The 22,178-nt window shown below is 57.2% G+C and carries 21 protein-coding genes and 3 pseudogenes; 4 read left to right on the top strand and 20 right to left on the bottom strand.

Annotated features, from left to right (window positions below):
* Window positions 1-220 precede the first annotated feature (220 nt).
* Complete coding sequence (locus C453_RS00810) at window positions 221-1,042, bottom strand: IS5 family transposase (RefSeq protein WP_008322068.1); 822 nt, start codon at window positions 1,040-1,042, stop codon at window positions 221-223.
* Between the two features lie 354 nt (window positions 1,043-1,396).
* Between C453_RS00810 and C453_RS19355 the strand changes: the two are divergent.
* Window positions 1,397-1,492: pseudogene (locus tag C453_RS19355) on the top strand (phosphatidate cytidylyltransferase); the annotation flags it as partial.
* 24 nt (window positions 1,493-1,516) lie between these two features.
* Here the strand turns inward: C453_RS19355 and C453_RS21075 are convergent.
* From C453_RS21075 to C453_RS00790, 4 genes are read right to left on the bottom strand one after another with little or no spacing between them, the layout of a single operon-like run.
* Window positions 1,517-1,912, bottom strand: a complete 396-nt coding sequence (locus tag C453_RS21075; protein WP_449404884.1) for a DUF7124 domain-containing protein — start codon at window positions 1,910-1,912, stop codon at window positions 1,517-1,519.
* A gap of 18 nt (window positions 1,913-1,930) precedes the next feature.
* Window positions 1,931-3,640 carry a nucleoside recognition domain-containing protein gene (locus C453_RS00800; RefSeq protein ID WP_008322065.1) on the bottom strand — a complete coding sequence of 570 codons (1,710 nt, stop codon included), beginning with the start codon at window positions 3,638-3,640 and terminating at the stop codon, window positions 1,931-1,933.
* Window positions 3,633-3,818, bottom strand: a complete 186-nt coding sequence (locus C453_RS00795) for a 30S ribosomal protein S14 (protein WP_008322064.1) — start codon at window positions 3,816-3,818, stop codon at window positions 3,633-3,635. Before C453_RS00795 ends, C453_RS00800 begins: the two co-directional genes overlap by 8 nt.
* A 2-nt stretch (window positions 3,819-3,820) precedes the next feature.
* Window positions 3,821-4,981 carry an NAD(P)/FAD-dependent oxidoreductase gene (locus C453_RS00790; protein WP_008322063.1) on the bottom strand — a complete coding sequence of 387 codons (1,161 nt, stop codon included), beginning with the start codon at window positions 4,979-4,981 and terminating at the stop codon, window positions 3,821-3,823.
* 52 nt (window positions 4,982-5,033) lie between these two features.
* On the opposite strand from C453_RS00790, the gene C453_RS00785 reads away from it, so the two are divergent.
* From C453_RS00785 to C453_RS19760, 3 genes are all read left to right on the top strand, one after another.
* Window positions 5,034-6,314, top strand: coding sequence for a GTP-binding protein (locus C453_RS00785; protein ID WP_008322062.1), 1,281 nt, complete (start codon window positions 5,034-5,036; stop codon window positions 6,312-6,314).
* A 2-nt stretch (window positions 6,315-6,316) separates the two neighbouring features.
* Window positions 6,317-6,583, top strand: a complete 267-nt coding sequence (locus tag C453_RS00780; protein ID WP_008322061.1) for a hypothetical protein — start codon at window positions 6,317-6,319, stop codon at window positions 6,581-6,583.
* A gap of 139 nt (window positions 6,584-6,722) precedes the next feature.
* Window positions 6,723-6,875, top strand: a complete 153-nt coding sequence (locus tag C453_RS19760) for a C2H2-type zinc finger protein (protein WP_008322060.1) — start codon at window positions 6,723-6,725, stop codon at window positions 6,873-6,875.
* A 20-nt stretch (window positions 6,876-6,895) separates the two neighbouring features.
* Here the strand turns inward: C453_RS19760 and C453_RS21070 are convergent, their stop codons facing one another.
* The 15 genes and pseudogenes from C453_RS21070 to C453_RS19750 all read right to left on the bottom strand — a co-directional run.
* Complete coding sequence (locus tag C453_RS21070; RefSeq protein WP_049907346.1) at window positions 6,896-7,303, bottom strand: DUF7124 domain-containing protein; 408 nt, start codon at window positions 7,301-7,303, stop codon at window positions 6,896-6,898.
* 1 nt (window position 7,304) lies between these two features.
* Window positions 7,305-8,579, bottom strand: a complete 1,275-nt coding sequence (locus tag C453_RS00770; RefSeq protein ID WP_008322059.1) for an FAD/NAD(P)-binding protein — start codon at window positions 8,577-8,579, stop codon at window positions 7,305-7,307.
* Entirely contained in the window at window positions 8,576-8,797 is a 222-nt protein-coding gene (locus C453_RS00765) for a DUF7511 domain-containing protein (RefSeq protein ID WP_008322058.1), read from the bottom strand. The genes C453_RS00770 and C453_RS00765 overlap by 4 nt, the downstream gene beginning before the upstream one ends.
* Window positions 8,794-9,003, bottom strand: a pseudogene (locus tag C453_RS19350) (zinc ABC transporter substrate-binding protein); the annotation flags it as partial. The pseudogene C453_RS19350 and the gene C453_RS00765, both read right to left, overlap by 4 nt.
* A 779-nt stretch (window positions 9,004-9,782) precedes the next feature.
* Window positions 9,783-10,193 (bottom strand): CopG family ribbon-helix-helix protein, encoded by a 411-nt coding sequence (locus C453_RS00750; RefSeq protein ID WP_008322056.1) that lies wholly within the window; start codon window positions 10,191-10,193, stop codon window positions 9,783-9,785.
* 97 nt (window positions 10,194-10,290) lie between these two features.
* Window positions 10,291-11,079 (bottom strand): ABC transporter ATP-binding protein, encoded by a 789-nt coding sequence (locus tag C453_RS00745; protein WP_008322055.1) that lies wholly within the window; start codon window positions 11,077-11,079, stop codon window positions 10,291-10,293.
* Window positions 11,070-11,912, bottom strand: coding sequence for an ABC transporter permease (locus C453_RS00740; RefSeq protein WP_008322054.1), 843 nt, complete (start codon window positions 11,910-11,912; stop codon window positions 11,070-11,072). The genes C453_RS00745 and C453_RS00740 overlap by 10 nt, the downstream gene beginning before the upstream one ends.
* Window positions 11,912-12,937, bottom strand: a complete 1,026-nt coding sequence (locus C453_RS00735; protein ID WP_008322053.1) for an ABC transporter substrate-binding protein — start codon at window positions 12,935-12,937, stop codon at window positions 11,912-11,914. Before C453_RS00735 ends, C453_RS00740 begins: the two co-directional genes overlap by 1 nt.
* Before the next feature lie 183 nt (window positions 12,938-13,120).
* On the bottom strand, window positions 13,121-13,549 hold the full coding sequence (gene nikR, locus C453_RS00730; RefSeq protein ID WP_008322052.1) for a nickel-responsive transcriptional regulator NikR: 429 nt from the start codon (window positions 13,547-13,549) through the stop codon (window positions 13,121-13,123).
* Window positions 13,550-14,368: 819 nt separating this feature from the next.
* The gene (locus C453_RS00725; protein WP_008322051.1) at window positions 14,369-14,944 is read right to left on the bottom strand and encodes a hypothetical protein; all 576 of its coding nucleotides are present in this window, start codon (window positions 14,942-14,944) and stop codon (window positions 14,369-14,371) included.
* A complete protein-coding gene (locus C453_RS00720) occupies window positions 14,941-15,696 on the bottom strand; it encodes an ABC transporter ATP-binding protein (protein ID WP_008322050.1) in 756 nt (251 codons plus the stop codon). The genes C453_RS00725 and C453_RS00720 overlap by 4 nt, the downstream gene beginning before the upstream one ends.
* A complete protein-coding gene (locus tag C453_RS00715) occupies window positions 15,693-16,577 on the bottom strand; it encodes an ABC transporter permease (RefSeq protein WP_008322049.1) in 885 nt (294 codons plus the stop codon). The genes C453_RS00720 and C453_RS00715 overlap by 4 nt, the downstream gene beginning before the upstream one ends.
* Before the next feature lie 103 nt (window positions 16,578-16,680).
* Window positions 16,681-21,195, bottom strand: coding sequence for a PAS domain S-box protein (locus C453_RS00710; RefSeq protein WP_008322048.1), 4,515 nt, complete (start codon window positions 21,193-21,195; stop codon window positions 16,681-16,683).
* 357 nt (window positions 21,196-21,552) lie between these two features.
* Window positions 21,553-21,852, bottom strand: coding sequence for a hypothetical protein (locus C453_RS00705; protein ID WP_241430641.1), 300 nt, complete (start codon window positions 21,850-21,852; stop codon window positions 21,553-21,555).
* Between the two features lie 245 nt (window positions 21,853-22,097).
* Window positions 22,098-22,178: pseudogene (locus C453_RS19750) on the bottom strand (integrase core domain-containing protein); the annotation flags it as partial.

Here is a 22,178-nt window from a genome sequence, read left to right as displayed (position 1 = left end):
TAAGCTGTACTCGTAGATAACAGTATTTTCTGGGTTTGTCTAGCTAGAACTCGGCAATCGAAATGTAGCCGCAAAAATGAGCGGGCATTGTCCTCAACGTGTCGAGTCCAGTTCGATGGTTCGCCGTGATCGATACATCCTCTGAGTCGGTCACGATGCTTCTGGCGAGAATCAGAAAGGTTCGACCCATTTCGCTGTCTCGTTCATCGATACCCGCTGTTCAGAGTGACTTGTCGATGTTGTGAGTGAGACAGCCGACAACGAGTTCACGGAACTGCTTCCACCAGTGTCGTGAGCGGACGAATGCGCCATATTTCCGCTTGAGACTGGAGTTCACTGTCTCGTTCTGACTCCGTTGGCCGTAGAGGTCGGCGTCTAGTCGAGCATTCCACGCCTTGTGGAGCGACGAAAATTCTCGGTGCTTGATGAGGGGACGAACACCAGTGTCACGGGCTAACGCGCGAACCTTCTGGTCGTCGTATCCCTTATCACCGAGGTGAATCGACACATTCCCGGCATTCCGCTTGATGAGCGACGGTGCGATCTGCGAGTCGTGTTTTCTGGTCGTCGTCACGTGCAGATCGAGGATAGCATTCGCTCTCGTGTCCACGTGCAGTGTAACTTTCAACTGCTGAATCGTCAGCTTCGTTCGCTTCGTGTAGTGTTTCGAGGCGTGACTGCGGTCGAAGCCGGAGGCATCGATGCCGACGACACCGTTAGTTGGGAGAAGCGTGACCGAGAGGTTGAGCAGGACACGCCAGACTGCCATATCGAGCCGGTTGAACGCTTTACACAACGTTGAGGGTGACGGGAGTTCGTCCAGATCGATGGCTTTCCGAATACGGGGCATCTCGATGAGTTCGTCGAGAAGCGTCCGGTACGTCGTGTTCTTCCGTACTTTGAGACAGAGCAAGACGATGTGCTGGTGGAGTGTGTACCGGCGTTTAGAGAACCTCGATGAGTAGCGAGTGACAGCTCGGCGTGCCAAGTGCATCGCTTGCTCAACGAACTGGAGCAACCGCGATTTCGGGAGGGCTTCCATCCGGTCAGACTACCGGACGCACCTGTAACTTCTTGAGGATTTCAATAGGGCCGACTGTTGCTACTATGCCAGCGATTCCGAGAACCACATAGTGATAGGTGTAGATTTTAGTGTATAGTCGGAGCCATCTCATTATATCTACTCAAGAGCTACTGTTGATAGGCACTGTCTAGTTACGCCAGTTTGAGAAGCGAGCAGGTCATTGAGTTAATTGGTTAGAATACCCGTATACCTGCTCAGCGAGTGCTTTACGGTGGGTTTAGAAGAAACCTGTAGTGTGTAGCGTCGCGACAAATGTGACCCCGACGAGTTCGGGGAGACGGGAGCCGGTACCTCAGTCACAACGACGTCGTGTGGCTCGTGCTGACAGTGTTCTCGACACTCGGTGTCGGCGTCGAAGTGTACAACTACCGCCACGGTACGAGCTACCTGCGTCTCGACTACTCGTGAGTTCGGCGCGGCCACGACAAACTCTCATTCTTGGGTTCGGAGGATGCGATTCAACCATGGCGTCGATTCTGTTTGTGGTGTCGTTTCCGTGGTTTCCAAATCCCAGCTAGCAGCATCTGCAGCATCTCCGAGGCTAAGATATTCCCAGTGGGGCTGAGGGAGGTAGTCCGGGCGATTGGAGGCGACTCCGACCAAAACATGTCTCTCCGTCTTAAGCTGGCTACAGATGCGCTGGAAGTTTGATTGGGTCGGCCTCACTAGGAAGTCTCGCCGAATGAGGTACTCGGCGCTGAAGGCGTGAGCGGCGTCGAAATCCGTCGAAACGACCCCGACGTTCTGGGCCCATCGTCGTGCATCGACGACCACCGCTTGTGGCTCACGAACCTGCTGAAGCGACGCAAGTTCGAACGCGAGCGTCATGGTTTCGCTGGTCATCGGTTAGTAGAGGATGGCACCGCCCCATCCGATGAGTAGTGAGAAGCCGGCCGCAGCTGCTGCCTGCCGGAGCAGCATCCGACCGGCGTACCTCGGGGAGAGTTCCTTCGCGACCGTGATCGCCGTCACCAGACACGGAAGCAACACTCCTGCGAGGTAGACGGCAGTCAGTACTTGCACGGGCGTCATCGCGGACAGCGTCGTGCTGAGGCCATCCGACTGTAACAGGAGCAGACCGTCCTTTCGAATCGACCCCATCACGACGACGAGTGCCGTCTCACCGGGGAGGTTGAACAGGGCCATCACTGGCCCAAGCGCGTCGCCCATCACGTCTAAGACGCCGAAATAATCGAGAAGTGATGCGACGAGGACGATTCCGGCGAAGACGGGGAGTGCCTTCAGGAAGAAACTCTGAATCACGGTTCTGGTCTCTCGCCACACTGACTTCCAGGTCGGCCACTGGAGGAATGCACGGTTTTCGGTGGCGAGTGACGCCGTTCGCGCACGCTCGGGTGCGATCAGACGCGCGTAGACGAGTGTCGTCGTCGTGAGAATCCCGAGATATGGGAGGACGAGCCACGGCATCTCGACGGCTGCGAACACAGCCAGTGTCGCTGGGAACTGGTACGAACAGGCCGACCCGAATCCGATAGCCGAGACGGTCGTTCGGCGCGTACAGTCCGAACAGCCTCGAGTACTGGTGACTGCCGGGACGTTACACCCGAATCCCATGACCACTCGAACGAGGTCCCGACCGGTAAGCCCCACGCGCCGAAGGTGTGGATGGAGCGACGCGGTGATTCGCGTGACGAGTCCACTCTGCTTGTAGACGGCCATGAAGACCGCGAAGATGAGAATCGTCGGCCCAGCCCAGACGAACAGGAACGGCCCCATTGAGAGCAGACCGTAGTCCCCACCCAGAACTGCCGACAGCGGTCCCGGGAGGCCGCTCGTCCACCGAATTATGGGTTCCAGCAGTGCACTCACTCGGGGAGAGACTTCGGCAGCCGCAGCGTTTGCGAAGTGAACTGCGGCCGCGGCTGGTAACAAGAGCAAGGCGATACTGACGAACGGCCCCACGAGCGGATGTTCGATGAGTGTGTCTGGCGGAGCAAGGTGGATGCCGGTTTGCTGGTGAGTCCGCCCCGGGAACTCGGCGGCGTCGTGAAGCGCGCTGACGAGATGCTTGTGATCGCTTCCGTCGACTGCAGTGCTGCCGCCGTCAGTTGCGACGCGGGAGACGTTTCGCGCGTCCACCGGTGCGAGCGGGACGCCGAGGTCGTCGGCGAGCGCGTTCAATTTATGACGCGCTTCAGGCTGGTTTTCCACTTTGTCCCAGAACGTCACCGCAATCGCACCGACTTTTCCTTGCACCAGCGGCAGCAGGTCTTCTAGGTCGTCGTCGATGTTCGTCGCGCGAACGACGAGTAACACGGTCTCGGTCTCTTCGACGGCGCTAATCGCCGTCCGAGTGGTTTCGGTGTCCGTTTCGAGCAGGATGCCGGGCGTGTCGACGAAGACGAACTCGTCTGACTCGTATCGCTCGACGTCGACAGTCGTTCCTCGGAAGTTCCCAGTCGTCGGCGTCGTCCCGGAAAGGCCAGCGACGAGCTCTGACTTCCCGACGCTCTCTTTGCCGACGACTACGACGGGTTCCTTCTCGTCGTTTTCCTTCGATGCGACGTTGCCCGTGCGACTCTGTGCATCAGTCATATTTTTTGAATCCTATCTTCGGAGCCAGTTCACGGAACGATTGCCGGCAGAGCCAGATGTCGTACTTTCCGACGAGACCCTGTTCGCGGCCCGTCATCCGGCAGACGTGCTGGTCGTCGTCTCTCGCCTTGGTCGACTGCTCGGTTCCACTGTCTTTCTGCGGAGTATCTCGCGTCATGGTTAGCAGTCACACATATCGGGTTCGCAGCAGGACAGGTCCTCGAGGAACATGCTCTTCTCGCGGTACTCGTCGAGGGGAGTTCGGTCGATGTCGAGTCTCGCGGCAATTTCGTCGGCGACGACGGCGAAGCGCTGTCTGAACTTGTAGATGAAGCAGAACTGTTGGCCGTTGTGTGCGACCTGTGGACCGGCGAGGAACAAGCCGGGGGTGGTGGTCGACTCGTCCCGTTCGGTCAACTGTGGCTGGCCACTCTCGAATTCGAAGTGTTCGTCGGCGAGACCGAGTCCACTTTCGAATCCAGTCGCGAGCACCGGCGGATTCCGGGTCGTAAACGACGCTCCGTCGGTCCCGATTACGTCGAACGTCCCTTTCTCAACGTCGACGCGCTCGACGCGGATTCCGTCTTCGAGGGCAATCGGTGCATCGCGTTCGAGGGCCTCCCGCAGCCGCTGGCTCGTATATGGAGACAGTACTTCACTCGGGTCTGGCCCCCGGAACTGCCACGGACCTTCCTCGTCGATGACTACCACTTCGTGACCTCGGTCAGCGAGAGCGAGTGCCGCGTCGATACCGCTCTCGTACCCACCAACGATGACGATGGGGTCCTCGACACACTCGTCGGCGAACGCACTCCAAGACTCGACTCGGGAGTTGTGGACGCAGTGGCTCCCACCGGGGAACGGATTGTCGTTCGGTTGGCCGAACTGTCCGGCTGCCCAGATGACAAATTGGCTCTGGATGATGCCAGTAGACGTGTGAAGTACGAATCCGTCGTCGTGTCCCTGTACCGACTCCACCTCGACACCGGTTCGGACGGGTAAGTCGTGAAAGTCGACGATTGCCTGGAGATATTCGGCGTACTCTCCACCGGTTGGGTGTTCACGGTCGAGCGCAAATGCGGGTGAGGTGTCAGTAGTGACGGCGTTCAGGTCCCGGCAACCGAAGCTGTTGCTGGGAAATGATGGCGTGATGAGACGCATCTCATCTGGCCACTGCTGGAACGACGCCCCCACTTCGTCTCGCTCGAGGATGGCGTAGGAGTCGAGACCCAGGTCCGCGAGGACGGCCCCAATACCGACGCCTGCGGCACCTGCGCCGACGATTACGACGTCGACTGACTCGTTGTTACGGGCTTTTTCGGGAGTCACTGTTAACAACATGGGATACTAGATAACCAATTATAAATAATATACGCTCTAGTCTTAATAACAGATGAGTCAAGAAACGATTCCCGTCACCGTGCTGAGCGGCAACCTCGGCGCAGGCAAGACAACCGTGCTGAACAACCTCCTGAACACGCGAACAGATCTGGATGTCGCGGTCCTCGTCAACGATATGGGCGAGGTGAATGTCGACGCCGAGCGCGTCGCCGAACACTCAGACATCTCGGAGGACGACGAGGAGTTGATCGAACTGTCGAACGGCTGCATCTGCTGTGAGCTACGTGGAGACTTGCTCGATGCACTCGCAAAGCTCGCACAGGCCCGCGAGTTCGACTACCTCGTCATCGAATCCACTGGCGTCGCAGAGCCACTCCCTGTCGCCCAGACGCTTACTATGGGATTCGACCAGGGTGACCTCGACCCCACGGAGTTCTACGAGGAGACCGGTATCGAGGTCATGGACTACTACGAACTCGACACGACGGTCACCGTCGTTGACGCCCACCAGTTCTGGACGACGTTCGACTCGAAGGAGTCGCTGATGGACGGCGATACCGAGAAAGACCTTGGGAGTCTCTTGGTCGAACAGATCGAGTTCTGTGACGTCCTCTTATTGAACAAGTGCGACCTCGTCGACGAGGAGACACTCGACGAAATCGAAGAGATGGTCGAGGTATTGCAACCACGTGCGGAGATCATCCGGACGGAACACGGCGCCGTCGACCCCGAAGCAATCGTCGATACCGGTCGGTTCGATTTCGAAGCAGCGAGTCAGTCCGCAGGCTGGATGCAAGAACTTCAGGAACCGCACGAATCTGCAGAGGAGGAACACGGCGTCACCTCGTTCGTGTTCGAGTCTCGCCGACCGTTCCATCCCGAACGGTTCGCCGACCTGCTGGACGACTTCCCGACGAACGTCGTCCGCTCGAAGGGACACTTCTGGCTGGCCGGGCGGCCGGAGATGGGTCTGGGAGTCGACGTCGCCGGGCAGTCGATCCGAATCGAGCCTGTTGGTCGCTGGGTCGCAGCGCTCCCTGAGGAGGAACAGGCGCAGTACTTCGAAGCGTATCCCGAACTGGAGGAAAACTGGCACCCAACGTACGGTGACCGAGGGTCCCGACTCGTCATCATCGGGGCCGACATGGACCACGACGAACTCCGCGCAGAACTCGAAACGGCCACGCTGACCGACAAGGAGATGGATGCCGACTGGGATGTCTTCGAGGACCGCTTCCCGACGTTCGAAGGCGGCGAAGACGCCGAAGACCCCACCGACGAAGGCACCCAGCCCATAGACGACAGCGCCGAGGAGGTCGGCCTCGCCGATTAACGATGCCGTCGCCACGCTCACTCTTTCAGACGGTCGTCGACAAGAACGCGCTGCGGCGAGCGCGGGAGGACGCCATCGACGAACTCGCGGAGGCAGGAGCAACCACGCAACTACGTGTTATCGTGGTTACGAACGGTCTTTCCGGACGACTTCGCCGCCAGGCATTGGATGCGCTCGGTCGGTGTCGGGCGACGGACGAACTCGATACGCTCGCCGACGATACGAGTCTCGCCGGTCCACTTCGAAAGCTGGCTGAGGAGGCACGTTAGGTCCGACTAGGGGAGTTTCATGCTCTCCTAGCCGACCAGTCTTAGTTAACTGAAGACCAGGATTACTAGTCCATATCAATCTCTTTGACTCAATTTTTAATAATCTTTTTAATATAGTGGCCACTGAGTTATTAATGAAATGTCCTACACCTGCTCCAGTTGCGATGCACAGTTCAAGAGCGCTGCTGGCGTGACTCAACACGTCGCACTCCACCACAACACGTGTGCTGAGTGCAACGAGAAGTTCGACGACACTGATTCGCTGCGCGACCACATTCACCAGAACCACTGACTACGCAGTGCGATTCCGAGCTACCCCCAACCTGAATTTTCTCGCTGTAACCAGTCGTCACCCGAAGGAAACACATCCCTGAGCGACCAGTCCGCTGCGTTTGCTGCGTCGGTTATCGATTTATACGCCCATCCAGCGTCAGACGCGGTTTGCTCGTCCGACGTGCTTACACCGACGAACAGGTACCGCTGCGTTTGGAAATTGTCTCGGGCGGTCTCCAAGGCTTCAACCTTCGAGCGAGGACCCGATAGGAAGTCTTGGGGATACTCGGCTTCTCGAACTCGCCGCCGCTCTACGTAGGACGGTTCTGAGGAGACGATGCCGACGTACGTTGCCCACCGAGTCGCATCCTCCAGCGCGGACCTTGGACGCGATAGTTCGTCGAGTGAGGCGAGCGAGAACGCGAGTGTGAGGTCACTCGACGGCACGTTACGTTGCCCCCATCGCACGTGACGCTGAATTGGCTTCGTCGTGTGTCTCGTGCATCGCTACGAGTCGTTCCCCAGCACGTCTTGCACCGATGATGTTCCGAGCAAACGGTCCGAGTATCGACTCGGCGGCGACACCAGTCACGTGTACTCGCGAGAAATCACCAGTCGACCGCCGCCATGCAAGCGACTCCTCGTCCAGCACTGGCATTCCACGATACCCCGTTTCGAGAGCGAGCGAATCGGCAACCGAACGAAAGAGCGGGTTCCCGTATGGGTCTTCGAACCCGGTTGCGAGGATGATACGGTCGAAGCACCACGCGGTACCGTCCGTACAGTTCGCGACTATTGGACCGCCTGTCCATGTCGCCTCGTCAATCTCGGTCTGACAGACTTCGACGGGGTCTCGGTCGATACACTGACGAAAGCGTCGAATCAGGTATGGTGGTATCGTACCGTCGTACCGTGCCTCTCGGATGGCATCGTATCGTTCTTTCGACCCAGGGGAGTACGAGTCGAGCGACTCCGGCCCACTAGGGTGCATCCAGTGGCTATCCGCTTCGAGTTGGTTCACTCGAAGTGGGCTTCGTGTCAAGACAGTCACTTCACGTTCAGGACGTCCAAGGGAAGTCGCTAGCTGTGCGGCTGTGATTCCACCACCCACGATTCCAACTGCTTCATCGCCAACTGCCTCGGGGTCGAATTCGTCGTCCCACACGTGCGTAACCGGCGCATCGACCGGGAGGTCAGTCGCCCACTCTGGACGGGTGTACGCACCGCCGTGGCCAACAGCTAAGACACACCGGTCCGTTCGAAGCGGCCGGTTCGTCGTCTGGACGACGAGTGTATCTCGTTCTTTCTGCACGCCTGTTGCAGCTATGGGTTCGATGAGCGAGTCGAGATCGTGACGTTCGATCACCCAGTCGGCATGGTCGAAAAAGAGATCGACAGTTGGGCGGTCACCACCCGTCTCACTGTGCAGGAGCTCACCCATCCGTCCCCGCGCACGTGCGAAGTCCCTGAGTGAGAACGGATCGACGCCGACGTGGTGGACGAACGGCGAACGCAGTGCTTCCATCCCACACTGGCGACACTGTCGTCGGAACGCCCCAAGGAGTTCACCGCCCGGTTCGAGGAGAGCGATATCTTCGTGTGTCAGGTCCGTCTTGGTGAGCAACCGCAAAGCCAGATGGGTACCGTGAACGCCGCCGCCGACGATGACGTAGTCGTACGATGGTCGCACTTCATCGACACTGCTCGTTTGACTCACGTTCATCGCCAGTCGCTTAGGTCGACGAACGAATCTCCATGTGCCGTAATCCACGTCGTCGTCCGAAACGGAACAGCAACGTCCGGTGGGTAGATTGTACAGGCCGGTCGCTCGGCCGAGCCGACGACGAGCGACATCAATTCCGGGCGGAGTTGCTCGGAGGGGCCGGGGTCAGCATTCCCGTTCCACGTGGGTTCGGAGTTGCCACAGGGCTGGTCAGTCATGCTGCACCGAGCGCCTTCTTTAGCGTCCCGAGATTGACGCTCTCCATGATTTCGACGTACCCCCAGTCGTTGTCGATCCACTCCTGCGTCTGTTCGGGAAGCGGCGTTAGCGGGAGAACCTCGGTGGCATCGGTCTCCGCAACGAGCTGATTCGCCGCCTTCTGGGATTCGAGTGGGTCGGAACAGACGTATTGGAGGTTGTGTTCTGAGACGAAGAATGAAGACTGTACTTCCGGCCCGTTGCCACACCCTGTACTAGAACCGACATCGTTCGACGTACACCCTGCGAGAGTGCCGACCGTAGCGGCACCCAAGCCAACCGTGATGAGTCGTCGCCGCGTGTACTGAGTCATGTATTGTTAATCAAACTAAATCAGATAATAAGAGCTGTGATTTTAGATAGTAGTATTAATAAAAACTCGCTAAGGAAGCCGAGGTCTTACCAATTTTGGCGCGTGACTAAGAACACACGACGGAGGAAGTCCGTGCGGAGTCCTTCGTTGAGGAGTTACAAACAGCTGGTATTACCGGTTTAGAGCCATCGTTTCAACCGAACCGGACACGCACAGGACACGCGTCGAGGGCGTAGCGGTCTCGTCCAGTGACCCACAGATTTCCTTTCACGCGGATGTCGGACTCGGGGACCGAGCGGAGCCACCCGTGGAACCGCTCGGATGATATGCTCTACATCTTCGCGGTCCTCGTCAGAGACAAGGTCACACTTGTTGCGGACGAGAACGCATCTCCCTTCGAACTCGGTAAACTGCGGCGCCGATCAATCCGGCCCCGAGAAGACTCCAAAGAATGAGTTTCCATGGGGGAACGACTCTTCCCAAAGTGAATGTGTGCTATGACTACGTTACTAATTTGTATATCTATTATAGTACTATTAATGGAAAGAAGTAGTGTAGATATTAATAACGGGACAAATAAAATGCGACACTGGTAGAGTTACTCGACCTCTTGTCGTCCTCTCAATCTTTGTCTAGGGCTTGCCAATCTCTACGCCCATTACATCAACAGGCAGAAGGGTATATTCAACTGAAACAGACTCATCTGCACCTCGAACGGTCCCGATAAATCGCAGTGCATCTTCATACTCGGTTTCGATGACGAATGTCTCGACACAACCTGCGTTATCCTTGAGGCAATTGTGTGAGTTTGACCGAATCGATTCTTCGAATTGGTGGCGAATATCCATCATCCGACGTTCGATTTCTGGTTCGCCGTATCCGAAAACAGCAGTAACCGTTGCCAATACGTCTTGACTTTCGTATTTTGTCTCCTGGTACTCTTCGAGCAACGACTGGCACGCTTCGCGGATAACCTCACTTCGGCCACTGTAGCCGTGTTCTTCCGCAAACGTATCGAGGTCGTCCCGGAGTCGCTCCGTCATCGAGGAGCTCACGATGGGCATATATTAAAAATTGTCTCAGTGATAATAGAGATGGCGGACTGAGTGAGGGTTGTTAATAAAACAGCCCAAGAGAATGTCAGACAGTAGTCTCAACAGGACTCCCGAGTTCATCCCTAATTTGTGCGACGAGGTCCACAAAGTCAGGAGACGTCCGTTCTCGCGGGCGTTCAAGATTGATGGAGAACGTTGATTGTACAGTTCCGGGGTCAGCGTCCATAACAACCACATGGTCGGCCAAGGTCACTGCCTCGTCGATGTCATGGGTGATGAACACGACAGTCTGCTCGGTCTGCGTCCAGATATCAATTAATTCGGAGTGCAAGCGGTCACGCGTACGAGCATCAACGCTGCCGAACGGTTCGTCCATCAACAGAATCTCTGGGTCGACCGCAAGGGCACGGGCAATTCCGACGCGCTGTTTCATTCCTCCCGAGAGTTCCTTCGGATACGCGTCCTCGAAGCCTTCGAGCCCAACGAGGTCGATTAACTCTCGAACTCGTGCCTCACAGTCTGCGCAGTCACACGCGGGACGGTCGAGGCCAAATCGGATGTTCCCACGGACGGTTCGCCAGGGGAACAGTGCATACTCCTGAAAAACCATTCCTCGGTCCAGACCCGGGTCACTGACCGGATTCCCATCAACGAGAACTGAACCACTGTCGGGGTCGTCGAGGCCCGCTATCGCCCGCAGCAGTGTGGTCTTCCCACACCCCGAGGGACCGACGACACAGCAGAACTCGCCCTCCGCCACCGAGAACGAGACGTCTGCGAGCGCCTGCGTCGACTCGTATGACCTACTGACGTTCTGAATTGTGATCTTCTCGCTCGACTCTCGGCTGGTCGACGAGTTTGATCTCAGCGCCACGCGAGAACCCTCCCTTCGAGTAGGCGGAACCCAACGTCCATACAGAGGAACGCCAAGCTGATCAGGAACATGTACGCGACGCTTGTGTCCATCGCGAGGTTGTTCGAGGCGTTGATAATCTCGTAGCCGACACCGGGTGCGCCGAACAACTCGGCCCCAACGACGATCATCCAGCAGCGACCGATGCTCGTCCTGAACCCGGTCAACACTTGAGGCGCGGCGCTCGGGAGTGCAACGAGTTTCAGCATCGAGAGGTCGCGCTCGACGCCGAGCGTCGACGCTGCATCTGTGAGGTCACTGGAGACGCCTTCTACGCCGCCATAGGCGCCGTAGAAGTTGATCCAGAACGCGCCAACGAAGACGATAAACGCCGCGCCGGTGTGGTGGATACCGAACCAGACGATTGCGAAGACGACCCACGCAAGTGGTGGGATCGGCCGCAGCACCCGTACGAGCGGCCGGAGCCAGTCGTCGAGTGCTCCGTTCCACCCCATCGCCAGTCCGAGTCCAATCCCACAGCCCGCACCGAGAAGGAGACCAGGCACGTAATGGAACAACGTCTGTGCGAGGTGTGCGAGCCCAGTCGGCAGTACGAGACTTGACCCCAGTACGGGGACCACGATTGCGGTCGAGGTCGTGAACAGGTCGACGAACGCACGCGCCGAATCGAGCGGTCCCGGCACCAGATACGACGGCTGGGTCGTCATCGCGCCGACCCACCAGACGACGAGGAACACAAGAAGCCCACCGAGGCCGCGCAGATACCGCCGTAGGTCCCCCTCGAAGCTGCCGGCGACGACCATCTCTGAACTGGTGTCGGTTCGCGTACTCATTACTGGAGTGCGTCGTAGGGGTCGAACGCGAAGAGGTTCTCCGTTGCGACCGGTTCTTTGATGTTCCCAACGTTAGCGACAAACTCACCCATCGTCGCGGCCTGGTCGGTGATTGCGTGCGGGTCCGAAATGAACTCGGATGCCTTCGACTCCATGGCTGCCGTAGCAAGGTCTTCGCTCACGCCGGAGCCGATCACTGACGCGGCGTGCGCAGCGGCTGCATCTGGTGACTCGGCCGTGAACTCGGTCGCCGCTACGTGCTGTTCGACCAACGACTGGGCGACCTCGCTGTCGTCGAGTACTCGCTGGTTCGCGAACAGCACCGTGACGGGGTGGTTGTCCAGGATGTTGCCGGACCACGCGAGTTCGCTGAAGTCATCATCTTGGCCGATGATTGTCGCAAACGGCTCTTGGATGATCGTCGCGTCGATGTCGCCGGATTGGATCGTCTGGACCGCTTTCGCTGGCGGGACTTTCGACTTGCTGATCACGGACTCCATCTCACCGACGCCAAGGTCCTCTTGGATCCAGTATCGGAGCACGATGTCGGGGACGCTCCCATCCGGTGGGGCACCGAATCGAACCTTACGACCATGCTCTTCCTCAAAGCGCTCGAACGTGGCTTTTCCTTCCTGTTCGTAGAGCTCAGCGAGTTCGGTCGTTCCCATGACCTTGAAGCCGTTTCTCGAGTTTGCCGCGAGGATAGCGGCTTCAGTTCCCTTGTCGGCGAGGACCATTGCAGGAGTAATTCCGAAGAGCGCAACGTCGACGTCTCCACTGGCGAATGCCTTGACGACGTTCGGCCCGGAGCTGAATCGCTCGATGGAGACGTCTGCGGGGACGTTCTCGTAGAAGCCCTCCTGTTCCATCACGTAGTGTTGCATGTTCGGATAGATTGGGACGTACGCGACCGTGACGGAATCGAGTGACTTCCCTCCTTGACCGAGGCAGCCAGCGATTCCCGCCGCAGCAACGGTTGTTGCGCTTGCCTTCTGAAGCAGCCTTCGGCGCGAGATATGGACCATCTGTATTGCTAACTCTGAGGCTGATTATAATAATACCTGTGATTTGTGTGGTCGTGATTAATATTCAAAGAGGAGGGGCGGCAGAGATATTGCTAGAGAAGGTGTGAATGCAGTGAGACAGGAAACCAGATTGACCTCCTCCCGCTCCTGAAGACGCGGGTATGCGCTCGCACTATGTATGTGTCAGTTCAGATTAGAGAGCGGGCCAAAGTCGTCCACCGGCAACACGGAGTAGTCGATTGTGAGTGTGTCTTTCGTCGCTCGGACCTTCCCAACAAACGTCGAAATGTCTTCGAGTGAACCCTCAAGAATAAACAGTTCCATACAGTGGTGACCACCGACGTGACTGTGGAAATTCGACGCGACAATATCCTCGTGCTCGTGTCGAAGGTGCATCATTTTCTCTTCAACACTTGTCGTTTCGTAATCGAAAACGACAGTAACAACACCCATGAGGTCTCGGCTTTCAAGCTTCTTGTCCTCGAACTCTCCGAGAAGGTTTCGGCTTGCTTCCCGCAATACTTCACTTCGACCGGTATACCCATGCTCATCCGAGAACTGGTCGATGCGTTCTAACAACTCCTCTGGCATCGAAACGCTGACTACAGCCATATAGCAAACCAAGTAGGGAGAAATACTAAGTATTGTTATTTCTACCCCGAATTGAATTATTGAGTTAATATGAATGTGGTGTCTCGCGTACCGAGTGACGTTTGTACAGCTCCGAATGTCCGCTTTTATTCGAACTAGACACCCCAATCATTTCCGGAGAAACCAAATCAGAATGGGAATGACTCGCCATCAGGTTTGATTTGACAGCTCGCGATAAAACAGGCGGTTAACAGCGGAGTAGTTTAGACGTCGAACCCGTTCCGTCTGAGTGCCTCTGCCAACTCACTATCAGGGGCAGCCGCAAACTCAACTATCGATGACTCTGGTCGTGTTGTCGTATATAGTTCAGAGTCAATATTGTCTGGAATCTCGTTCGTGTGCGTGTCATCTACAACTGCGACTGATATTTTCGGCCCTGCGTCCGTGTCTTGTGACTCAGTCATTAACTGATGTATGAGGGAGTGATGTTTGGCCTTTGGGATTCGAGTGCGGAATGCTCTGCTCTGATGGAGGTGGTGCCTGATGGAGAGGCCTACTGCAGATAATTGGTGTCGCAGGACTCGGTGCTGCACACCGATATCGGCAACTAGGAGACTGCTTCGGACTGAGGTCACTCACCTCTGAAGTGGTACGCGTCTGCGCTACGCGAGCGTTACCATGACGCCACTATGAACGCGCTCGAAGTGTACCTCATGTCGATAGAGGCCCGTGGTGGACGGGCAAAGAGTACCGTCGAGATTTATCGGACGAGATTGGCGGAGTGGGTGTGCGAGAGTATGCTATCTCGCCGTCCTCGCAGCAAACCTCCGCAACCGTCTTCTACAACGGCAACCGCTCAATCGCTTCGATACGAATCTCACATTGGAATTCGAACGTCGTCCAATCGCCGTCTATCGCGTAGCTCGGAAGGTTGTCATCGAAGTACGGAACAACGTAGTAGGTGCCCTCCCCTCGAATCTCTTCGCCGTGGAGCTGATACGTTTCGTGGACACGCTCTCCGGGTTCGAGCGTCTGTGTGATTGGAGTTCCATCGAGCCCCATCCCGGTCGGCTTCACGTCGACGCGGTCGCTCGTCTCGTACGATTGCGAAGAGAGTTTGCCGGGAGCGATAGAGGTGTCGGCATCTGGCGACTGGTGGACCGCGATAAGGCCGAACGGCCACACACCGTAGTTTTTGATTCCGACGGGGTCGTTGCCGGTGTTTTCGAGTTCGAAGACGAACTCTGCAGGGTGTTTGATAGTCGCGTCGGGCACCTCTGTACGGACCGAGAAGTCGAGCAAGTCGATGCCGGTCCTCGCAGTCGTCTCGGCAATTCGGTACTCCGTGTCGGCGATACACCCACTGAGACCAGCTATCGAAAGCGCACTGGCGGTTACAAACGTCCGTCGCTTCATTGGGACTCACCTCCGGCGTCGATACGCGCGTCGGTCAGTTCGACGAACACGTCTTCAATCACCGCATCGTCGTCGGTGCCCGCCGCAGCTCGGAGCTCGTCGACGGTCCCGTCTGCGACCAACCGGCCTTGGTGCAATACGCCGACACGGTCGCAGACGAGTTCGACTTGGCCGAGCACGTGGCTCGAAAAGAACACCGTCGCACCCCTTTCGTTTTCTTCGTGGACAATCTCTCGGACGCGACGGACCCCGTGTGGGTCGAGCCCAGTGAACGGCTCGTCGAGGACGAGCAGGTCTGGGTCACCGACAAGCGCCATTGCGAGCGCCAGCCGTTGTTCCATCCCTTTCGAGAACTCTCCCGCGTCGTCGTCGATTGCGTCCGCTAACCCGACGCGGTCGAGGAGTGCTTCGGGGTCGTCGTCAACCCGTTTTGTCTCCGTGACGAACGAGACGTGCTGCCGTGCGGACCGTCCCTCGTAGAGGCCGAATCGGTCCGGCAGAACGCCGGTTCGGTTGTGAATCTCGACTGGGTCTCGTTGCGGGTCTGTTCCGAAGACGCGTACCGTCCCTGCTGTTGGTCGCAGGTAGTCGAGGAGGAGGCCGATTGTCGTCGATTTTCCAGCTCCGTTCGGACCGAGGAAGCCGTACACGTCACCGGCTTCGATAGCGAGGTCGAGAGAATCGACCGCGCGAACGTCGCCGTACTGCTTGGTCAATCCGTTCGTCTCGATTACAGGTGCGTCGCTACTCATAGCACATCACCAGTGTTGAAGATGCGACGAGAGAGCACGAGCGGGACCACTATCCACCCGGCCAAGATACCGATACTCAAGGCTGGGTGGAGATACCACGGCGCTGTGCCGCTTTCGAACGCCGCCTCGACGACGAACGCGTTGACTCCATGCCCGGGCTTGAGTTTCGTGTAGACGGCTCGGAACTGGTCGGCGGAGTTGCCGACACCGAGTATCCAGTTCGTCAGGACGTTGTACGCACCGTCTGGCGTCAGCCTGAGAGCGAAAAATAGCGGCCCGCTCGCCGGTGCGTCGTACGGATTGACCGGCACCTCCGTCACAACCGTATACACCTTCGAGACGACCGTATTCCAAAAGAGCGTCACGAGGATGTATCCGACCACGATTCCTGCGGCCGACACCGTGCTCTTGACCGCTGTCGAGAGCAACACGCCGAGCGAGACCAGCGCGGCGAGCAACAACACCGTTGCGAGCACCACGCCGACGAACGGGCGGATGGCGAACGCGCCGTGTTCGAAGACACCGATACCGGTGAGGAGGAGTACTGCGACACCAACGGTCGCAGCGAGGCCAGCGAATCGGCCGATGGTCTTGCCGAGGATGATGTGGGTTCGCTTCAGTGGCAAGGCGATGAGGAATTTGATGCTCCCGGTCGTTCGCTCACCGATGAGCGACTGGTAGGTGAGGAGGAGGACACCGATTGGGAGCAGTACGTTGACACCCGTTTGGATGTATCCGATAGTGATGTTCTGTCCGATTGCGTTCCACCCCGTGTACGTGGGCCGAAAGCCCCACAACACGATGAGAGCGGTGAGAATCCACGCTCCTTTCGAGGTGAGTACCGTTCGACATTCTCTGCGAGCCAGAGGGGACCACTGCATGTTAGAATTGACAAACAGATGTGATAAAAACGTGGCCCAATGGTTCCGACGCGCGTTCGACGGTTTCGCTGCTTGCTCTCTTCCCAAGCGAAAGGCCTAGTTGCTAGGTCGTCTCCTGCGGGAGGTCCAACACGAAGACTGCACCTTCTGGGTCGTTATCCTCGACCCACACAGCACCCCCGTAGCTTTCGACGACCGTATTGACGAGGTACAATCCGATTCCAGTCCCCTCGCTGTCTAAGCCCTTTTCACCCTTCCCGAAGATGGACTTTTTTTGACTATCGGGGACGCCGGGACCGTTGTCGGCGATTCGGAGTTCTACACGACCGTCTTCGACTGTTGCCGACACCATGATTTCGGGACGGTCCTTGCGGGTGTGTTGGACGGCGTTCTTGAGGAGGTTGCGGATGACCGAGTCGAACAGATCATCGGCACGAATCGTCACGCCTCGAAGTGACTCATCGAGCGTAATGACCGCGCCCGAGTCTGCCGACCGAAGGTCGTCTGCCTGCTGGCTCACGACACGCCGCAACGAAACTGGCTGTCGAGTCGTCTCGTCTTGCAGCATGACTTCCGACAGGTCCCGCGCGGTTTTCGTCAGCTCAACTGCGTTATCGGCACTTTCCAACGCCGTTTGGAGATACTGTTTCTCGGCTCCGTCGGCAGCTTCCTCGGCTAAGTCGAGATACCCAACGAGCACTTGGAGGTCGTTTCTGATGTCGTGGCGTACCATCTGGTTGAGCAGTTCGAGACTATCCCGCTGTGATTCGAGTTGCTGTGCTTGCTGGATTCGCTCGACTGTGGTCGTTAGTAGCGCTGCGAGCAACTCGACGAGGTACTGGTCGAACTCGTCGAACCCGTCTGGTGAGTCGACAGCGGTGATAAATACGCCGTGGGTTGCCAGGGGATGAATAATCCCACTTTGAATTGGAGTCTGGTTCGCGAGGTCCGGGAACTCCTGTTCGGCGTTCCTGATGACCTGTGTCTGTCCTGCTGTGTAGGCGTCCCACACGACTCGGTCAACGACTCGACCATCGCTCCCTTCCACATAGGTTGGTTCGGAGCCGAGTCGTTCCTCGACAGACTCGGTGACAGCCGTTGGTTCGAGGCGTCCGTCGCCGTCGTCGAGATAGACACCGGCGAGGGGGAACGAGAGTGTCTCGTCTGCAATCTCGACAGCGACCTCCGCAGCCTCTGTGACTGTTTTAGACTGCATGAGTCGCTGAGTCTGCTCGAGTATGTCCTGTAATTTCAGCTCTCGCTGTTTGTCCGTGGTGATGTCTTGTTGGATTCCGACTGCCCTCAGTGGGTTTCCATCGTCGTCTCGTTCGACGACTCGGCCGACGTCTCGAACCCAAATCCAGTCGCCGGATTTCGACCGCATTCGGTGGTCGCATTTGTAGTACTCGGTCTCACGGTCGAAGTGAGCGTCGAGCGCGACTTCGGCCATCGGAAGGTCCTCGGGGTGGACGCGGTCCGACCATGCACTGATATTTGGCTCTATCTCGTCCAGCGAATAGCCAAGCATCGCTGCCCACTGCTCGTTGAACGACACGGTATCTGTCTGAACATCCCAGTCCCACACACCCAATTGCCCGCCTTCGAGTGCCAGGTCGAGTTGGGTGCGCTGTTCGAGTAACTGCTCTTGTTTGGTGGCAAGCTCTAGTGCCGATTCGACGTTTGCGGCCAGTATCGTCGCCAGGGAGTGGTCCGCTTCGTCGAAGGCCATCTCGCCGGTGGCACCGAGAAGCAGCACCCCGTGGTCTCCGACCGGCAAGATCAGTTCACTTTGAATCGATGTCTCAGGATTGTAGCGGGCTGGCTGTGAGGGGATATCCGAAAACAGTGTGACTTCCTGTGATTGGAACACCTCCCACGCGAGGCTCGACCCACGCTCTAACACTGGTGGCTCGCCGAGGAGCTCCCGTGCGGAGTCAGTAACCACGACGGGCGTGAGGACGTCGGCCTCCTCGTCGTACACCCAGTACCCGCTCATCGGAATCCCGAACAGCTCTTGTGCCGATTCGACAGCGACCGTCGCGATTGCCTGGCTCGTGTCGGCCTGCATCAGGTCGCGGCTGATGTTGTTCAACCGACTGAGGCGCTTTTCGTGCTCTTTCTGGACCGTAATATCCCGCGCAAGACCAACGACGCCGTTGATTTCTCCATTGTCGTAGGTGATCGGGTTGAGTCTGATATCGAAGACTCGCCGGCCTTCCGGTAGGGAAAGCGGAAGTTCGATTCGTGCTGAGTCCTGCGAACCGTTCAGCACGCGGTCGGTCACGGCGTCGAGCGCGTTGAGTTCGTCCGTTGGTGCGAGGTCAGCGGCACCTAAGGCAGCTTGGAACGACTCGGGAGTTTCGGGAGTAACACCGAAGGCGTCTGTGAACCGTTCGTTGACGAATACGAGGTCTTGAGTGGAATCTTGAATCCACGCGACGTCGGTCATCGACTCGATTATCGTCTCGTATCGGGTGAGCTCTCGCTCGCGGGCTTTTTGTTCAGTAATGTCTTGGAAGACGCCTCTTAGTTTGACCCCTGATTCCTCGTCGCCGTCGTCGTGGATTGCTTCCCCGTGAGCACGCACGTCTCGTACCTCGCCGTCATCGCGACGGAGCCGGAGGGTGAGTTCGTATTCCCCACGCTCGTCGAGAACTTGCTTTGCTGTCTCCTTGATTGCCTTGCGGTCCTCTGGGGAGTAAAACTCGAGCCACTCTTGCAGCGTGAGCTCCTCGTTTGTACCGACAGCGTGGAGCTCTCGGACACCATCGGACCAGAAGACTTCGTCCGTTTCGGGGTCGTACTCCCAGATACCGAGAGATGCCATCTCCTGGGTTCGGTTGAAGAGGAAATCTTGACGCTCTAATCTACGTATGCGTCGCTTCTGGGCAGTGATATCTCGATAGAGCCAGATGCACCCGGTCCCGGATGGTGTGGAGTAGGTGACAAAGCTCCGAGATAGGATGCGACCATCTGCCATTCGTACTTCCTCGTCGAGGACTGGTTCTCCGGTGGCGAGAATCTCGTTGATCCGAGCACTGACGTTGTCTGGTTCTGCGAACTGGTCGCTCAACTCACCGACTACCCGGTCACAATCGCGGCCGATGAGGGCCTCTGGTGGTTCGGAAACGCCGAGGACGTCCACCAGTGTCTGATTTGCGGCGGTAATGGTACCGTCGGTATCCTCGACTAGCACTCCAACTGGCAGATTACCGAGCACCGAGGTGAGGATACTGTTGGTTTTGGCGAGTTCTTGTTTCTGCTGTTTCCGGTCGGTAATATCGATGTAGACTCCAAAATACACGTCATCGCCTTCACCACGTGACAGCGTCGAACGCAAGAGGAAATCGCGCACACCATCGCTCGCTTCACGACGGACCTCACGAGTTATTTGCTCGCCTGCGGCAGCTTTCTCATCGATGGCCCTGCCCGAACCACGTTGGGAGTCTGGAACGATAAGGTCGTTAATATTGGACCCGATGGCTTCCGAGGCGTCGTACCCGAACGTCGTCTCGAACGCTTCGTTGACGTCTTTGAGAGCGGTCCCCGACTCCGTGGTTTCGACCATGACTGCTGGTTCCGGAATACTCTCGAAGAGTGCCGAAAAACGGTCGCGCTCTCGCTGCAGTTCTTTCTGTTGCTGGGTTCGTTCTGCTTCGTAGTCGGCGAGCGTCCGGCTCAACTCGTTAAACGCGGTGAATAGCTGTTGCCACTCGGACGTTGCTTCGTCCGACACCTGAACACCATATTCTTGCTTTTGGATTTTATCGAATCCGTCAACTAACCGCTCGTGGTACCGTACGGTACGGGTGTAGAGTACATGCCCGATTCCCGCGATTAAAAGGATGACCAGCCCCACCGCACCGGTCTGGTATACCGTAATGCGTTGAAGCTCACTGGCGAGGACATTTCGACTCGTCTGTACTTGGACGGTCCATCCCGTTTCGTCGACAGTGGCGTTCTTTGTGACGAGGTTCGTGGCTGGCGTCGGTTCCCGGTCGTAAATGACCTCTCCACCGGGGGACTGAATGGTGACGCCGTGGTGACTGTTTGCAGCACTGGTAACACCGCTAAAGAACGAACTGTTTTGGAGGTGAAGGGCAGCATTCAGGGTTCCGACAACAGTTCCATTCTGGTAAATCGGCGTGCTGACCGTGACGATGTAGTTGCCCGTGTCGGCAGCAACTGGTTTACTGACGTACGTTTCACCACCCATGGCTCGCTGGAAGTACTGACGGTCACCAAAATCCGACCCGACTAATTTCGACCGGGTTTCGGCGTCGAGCCCAGCTTCGATACCGGTCATCGTTCCGTTTCGGTGGATGACCGAAACTCCGTCGAACACAGTTTCGTTTACGGTCGCTGCCAACGCTTGTTGCTGGTCTGCGGTCCCGTGTCTCGCGACCGCCGGATTCGTGGCCTGAAGCCGGACAGTCCGTTCTAGACTCTCCAGTCTGGTGTCGAGCCCACTTGCGATTTCCGTGCTCGTCTGCAGTGTTTCGGCTTGCTGCTGGTCGGTAATCGCTTCTTTATCCAGTTGAAACCCGGCAAACATGATGCCCGACAACACGAGAGCGAGAACGACAAGGAGGAGGCTCACCTGCGTGCGGAGCTTCATCTGCTGGTTTCCCCTCTTGTCTCGGGTTCGTCTACTGAAGCCTCTGGCAGCCAAGCGAGGGCCAACGTCTCGCTCAAGCGTGGCCAATTCACAGCCCTTGTAACACGCTTGTGGCAGTCAAAGTCGGAGTGAGACAGGTTCCTGACCAAAATTGGAATCCATCCTGCCTCAGGCTTCGTGTAGATATCTATCATGAGTCCCGAGACATCCTCGCAGAAGTGAACGACCGCATCAGTAAAAGTCTCGCGATTACGCTCAATAGAAATACATGTATGGGGGATGTCACAACCGCCACTCGCGAGGATGGTATCTGTGAATTCTCATACTGCACCTCACGAAGGTTGCTGCATTTCGCAGTCACTTCGTCGCGAGGCGCTTGACTCCTACTCCGAGCGCCCCACCGAGTGTACCGAGGACGAGAGCAGCACTCAGTCCTACCACAGCACCCCACGCGATGCGGAAGAGTGGCCCTGGACGCCCGCCAGTAAGCCCAATTCCAGCGAGGTGAATCCCGAACCCGGCGGCAAGGGCGAATGCGAACAGCCACGTTCGCACCAGTCCATCGTCCCGAGCAGCGAGGGCAGCGCTGAATACCAGCAACCCAAGCGTAAGATACTCCCATCGAAGTACCGATACGAGAACCTCAACATGTGACATGAAATTAAAGAAGACAGCTGAACAGATGAATAATCCGAGGGAAACCAGTAGCGTTCGTGGGCGAAGTTGCTTGATGAGGTTGGACAGCGTTGGGAGGACCATGTCCGATATACAGTACTGTAATCCCATAAAATAACCCAACGTCTGTCATAAATGCGTGGGAAATTTGTCTCGATGGTTTACTGACTGCTTGCCACCACACACATAATATCTGATTTTGAATAAATATTTAAAAACGGCACTGTCTAGTTAACCTCCTGAGCTGGCGGTCGTCCGTCGAGCGATTGATGCGGTCGCTGAAAGTTATAGTAATGAACGAACACTGC

This window comes from Haloferax elongans ATCC BAA-1513, assembly GCF_000336755.1.
Lineage (GTDB): Archaea > Halobacteriota > Halobacteria > Halobacteriales > Haloferacaceae > Haloferax > Haloferax elongans.
The sequence above is the reverse complement of the archived record's forward strand: the minus strand, read 5'-3'. Positions and strand labels throughout refer to the sequence as shown.

Bases quoted from the DNA above. Each gene is read 5' to 3' on its own strand.
- C453_RS00735 (WP_008322053.1), bottom strand. From the start codon at position 12,937: ATGGTCCATATCTCGCGCCGAAGGCTGCTTCAGAAGGCAAGCGCAACA.
- C453_RS00795 (WP_008322064.1), bottom strand. From the start codon at position 3,818: ATGACGCGAGATACTCCGCAGAAAGACAGTGGAACCGAGCAGTCGACC.
- C453_RS00710 (WP_008322048.1), bottom strand. From the start codon at position 21,195: ATGAAGCTCCGCACGCAGGTGAGCCTCCTCCTTGTCGTTCTCGCTCTC.
- C453_RS00705 (WP_241430641.1), bottom strand. From the start codon at position 21,852: ATGTCACATGTTGAGGTTCTCGTATCGGTACTTCGATGGGAGTATCTT.
- C453_RS00750 (WP_008322056.1), bottom strand. From the start codon at position 10,193: ATGACGGAGCGACTCCGGGACGACCTCGATACGTTTGCGGAAGAACAC.
- C453_RS00785 (WP_008322062.1), top strand. From the start codon at position 5,034: ATGAGTCAAGAAACGATTCCCGTCACCGTGCTGAGCGGCAACCTCGGC.
- C453_RS19760 (WP_008322060.1), top strand. From the start codon at position 6,723: ATGTCCTACACCTGCTCCAGTTGCGATGCACAGTTCAAGAGCGCTGCT.
- C453_RS00740 (WP_008322054.1), bottom strand. From the start codon at position 11,912: ATGAGTACGCGAACCGACACCAGTTCAGAGATGGTCGTCGCCGGCAGC.
- nikR (WP_008322052.1), bottom strand. From the start codon at position 13,549: ATGGCTGTAGTCAGCGTTTCGATGCCAGAGGAGTTGTTAGAACGCATC.
- C453_RS00810 (WP_008322068.1), bottom strand. From the start codon at position 1,042: ATGGAAGCCCTCCCGAAATCGCGGTTGCTCCAGTTCGTTGAGCAAGCG.
- C453_RS00720 (WP_008322050.1), bottom strand. From the start codon at position 15,696: ATGAGTAGCGACGCACCTGTAATCGAGACGAACGGATTGACCAAGCAG.
- C453_RS00800 (WP_008322065.1), bottom strand. From the start codon at position 3,640: ATGACTGATGCACAGAGTCGCACGGGCAACGTCGCATCGAAGGAAAAC.
- C453_RS21075 (WP_449404884.1), bottom strand. From the start codon at position 1,912: ATGACGCTCGCGTTCGAACTTGCGTCGCTTCAGCAGGTTCGTGAGCCA.
- C453_RS00770 (WP_008322059.1), bottom strand. From the start codon at position 8,579: ATGAACGTGAGTCAAACGAGCAGTGTCGATGAAGTGCGACCATCGTAC.
- C453_RS00725 (WP_008322051.1), bottom strand. From the start codon at position 14,944: ATGAAGCGACGGACGTTTGTAACCGCCAGTGCGCTTTCGATAGCTGGT.
- C453_RS00765 (WP_008322058.1), bottom strand. From the start codon at position 8,797: ATGACTGACCAGCCCTGTGGCAACTCCGAACCCACGTGGAACGGGAAT.
- C453_RS00715 (WP_008322049.1), bottom strand. From the start codon at position 16,577: ATGCAGTGGTCCCCTCTGGCTCGCAGAGAATGTCGAACGGTACTCACC.
- C453_RS00780 (WP_008322061.1), top strand. From the start codon at position 6,317: ATGCCGTCGCCACGCTCACTCTTTCAGACGGTCGTCGACAAGAACGCG.
- C453_RS00790 (WP_008322063.1), bottom strand. From the start codon at position 4,981: ATGTTGTTAACAGTGACTCCCGAAAAAGCCCGTAACAACGAGTCAGTC.